This window comes from Candidatus Jordarchaeum sp. (assembly GCF_052745115.1).
Genome location: NZ_JBRAKS010000456.1, coordinates 1 through 2692 on the forward strand (window position 1 = coordinate 1; position 2692 = coordinate 2692).

3 protein-coding genes are annotated in these 2692 nt (G+C 43.9%); all 3 read left to right on the forward strand.

What is annotated here, in order from left to right; genetic code table 11:
- On the forward strand, positions 1-447 hold a 447-nt coding region (locus ACUVXA_RS19490; RefSeq protein ID WP_445872958.1), incomplete at its 5' end, for an NAD(P)/FAD-dependent oxidoreductase.
- A gap of 158 nt (positions 448-605) precedes the next feature.
- The gene (locus tag ACUVXA_RS19495; protein ID WP_445872959.1) at positions 606-1829 is read left to right on the forward strand and encodes a geranylgeranyl reductase family protein; all 1224 of its coding nucleotides are present in this window, start codon (positions 606-608) and stop codon (positions 1827-1829) included.
- A gap of 227 nt (positions 1830-2056) precedes the next feature.
- On the forward strand, positions 2057-2692 hold a 636-nt coding region (locus ACUVXA_RS19500), incomplete at its 3' end, for an NAD(P)/FAD-dependent oxidoreductase (protein ID WP_445872960.1).

Sequence of the window (2692 nt, forward strand, 5' to 3'; positions counted from 1 at the left end):
GAACTGTTAGAGGGCGGTAAAATCTTACTTCGACGCGGGGCTTGGCTGCCTATCAGACACTGCCAGCGGCCAAGCTACGGCAATGGGGTCCTATTTGCGGGCGACTCAGCAGGTATGGTTTCTCCAATATCAGGGGAGGGAATTTACTATGCTGTTAGAGCGGGTTTGGAGGCGGGTGCAACGGCGGCTGAAGCGGTAAATAATAATGATTTCACCGCAGAATTCCTATCCAACTATGAAGAAAGATGGCTGAGTGTAATAGGCGAACAATTACTCTACCAGGAGAAACTGTTCCTGGACACAGTAGGTAAGGCTCTGGAAGTTAAAGATGAGAAACTACGTGATGAACTATATGAGAAAAAGTTGTTAGAAGCCATAGTTGGTTACACCCAGTGGATAATTGAGTGGATACTAAAACGCAAAGAAAAGGCTAAAAGAGACAAATAAGAGGAGAAGCCTCTTTGGATAAAAGGTTTAAACACTATTTTATTTTCCATTTTTGACGAATCAGCTTTCACCATCGAAAGGTAAACTTATAAATTGCATCAGAAATATCATTCTACTAATTTGTTAATTTAGGGTTGAAAATTTGTGGAGCGATTTTAATGGCTCATAAATATGATGTGATTGTTGTGGGTGCGGGACCCGCTGGAAGTATGGCGGCTATGAAGGCCGCGGAAGGTGGAGCAAAAACCATTATTTTAGAGAAGTACCGTCTTCCAAGGTTCAAACTCTGCGGCGGTGGAATAGCGAACTGGTTGGTTAAACACTTGAACATACCTGAGGAAGTTCTGGAGAGGCAGTACAAGGTTTTATCCTTCTTTACCCCCCCAAATTATGAACGTCACGATATCAACTTAGGTGGATTGGGGTATTTCGGAGTTTACCGGGACGCATTGGATTACCAGCTAACTAAATTAGCACTAGAAAAGGGTGCAGAACTAAAGGAGAACACACACGTCGAAGGTGTGGTTAAAGAAGAGGGATGTGTTAAAGGAGTCACCACCAAGGACAGAGAGAAATTTGAGGGCGATGTAGTGATAGCTTGCGACGGTGCTCTCTCGACTATAGCGAAAAAGTGTGGAATGTGGGATATGTGGTTCAAGGAGAAGGGAGAAACTTGGAAGGATCAAATGTGTTTCTGTGTGGGTGTCGAAATGAGATTGGGAGAGAAAGTGATTACCGAGCGATACGCTGACAGCTACATGATTTTCACCGGAAGGGATATTGCTCCCATGGGTTATGCTTGGATTTTCCCAAAGCGGGAGAATGTTTCGGTTGGCTTGGGCTCTATGGCTAAAACCTTGGAGAAGAAACCCACTGATTATATGAATCGTTTCATAAAGAATAATCCTATAGCTTCAAAGTTATTGGAGGGTGGAGAAGTTGTTCTCAAGAGAGGGGCTTGGATTCCCATAAGGAATGCTTACAAGCCGAGTTACGATTCAGGTTTACTGATTGCTGGTGACGCGGCGGGTATGGTTTCACCCATTACTGGTGAGGGTGTGTATTATGCTGTGAGGGCGGGTATGGATGCTGGGGTTACTGCTGCGGAAGCCGTAAACAGTGGTGATTTTTCCGCCGAGTTTCTTTCGGCGTATCAGGAGAGATGGGTGAAGTCTGTGGGTAATATCTTAGATTTTCAGGACCAGATTTTTCAGAACACGGTGGGGAAGATTCTGGCCTTGGAGGATGAAAAGGAGAAGGATGAGCAGTATGAGAAGGGCTTCGTTGAGGCCTTTAACATATTTGTATCGGTAATTGAGAAATACGCTCAGCAGAAAAAGGAAACACCTAAAGCTACAACAACTTCCCAGAAAAAATCTTGAAAAGAGGAAAAATTGGAGTAACTTCCTCCATAATTTTCATGGAATGAATTTAATGTGAATCATGTTTGTATTTGGACCCGGATAAATAAAGGGCGCTCACTTAGGAGTGGAATATGTTGAAATAGAAAAGGTATGAATGCTCTAAAAATATATGCCCTAACAGCTTTAAACTATCAGACCTAACTCAATATTTTAAAGTTTGAATTAGAAGGAGCAGTGCAATATAAATGGTTCAAAAATATGATGTGTTGGTGGTGGGAGCTGGTCCCGCTGGAAGTATGGCGGCTATGAAGGCCGCGGAAGGTGGAGCTAATACACTGATTGTGGAAAAACAGAAGCTACCTCGATTCAAGCTCTGCGGTGGGAATGTGGCTAACTGGGTGGTTCTTAAACTTAATATTCCGGATGAGATTCTGGATAGAAAATATACTTCGATCACTTTCTGTACTCCACCCAATTATGAGAAACAAAACTTTCCGGTACCGGGTGCCTACTGGGGTGTTTACCGAGACCGATTTGACTATCACCTCACAAAGATGGCGATTGAAGCCGGAGCAGAGCTAAAAGAAGGCGTACACGTCAATGACATTATTAAAGAGGAGCAACGCGTTAAAGGAGTAGTCACAAGTGACGGAGAGAAGCTTTTTGCCGATGTGGTGATCGCTTGTGATGGAGTTTACTCAAGCATAGCGAAAAAGTGTGGTTTTTGGGACAAATGGTTTAATGAGCGGGGAGAAACTTGGCACGACAACATGGGTTTCTGTATGGGTGTGGAGATGAAAATGGACAACGATACTATTGAGGAGCGGTTCGGAGACGCGTACGTGATTTTTACCGGAAAAGAGATCGCCCCCCTGGGATAC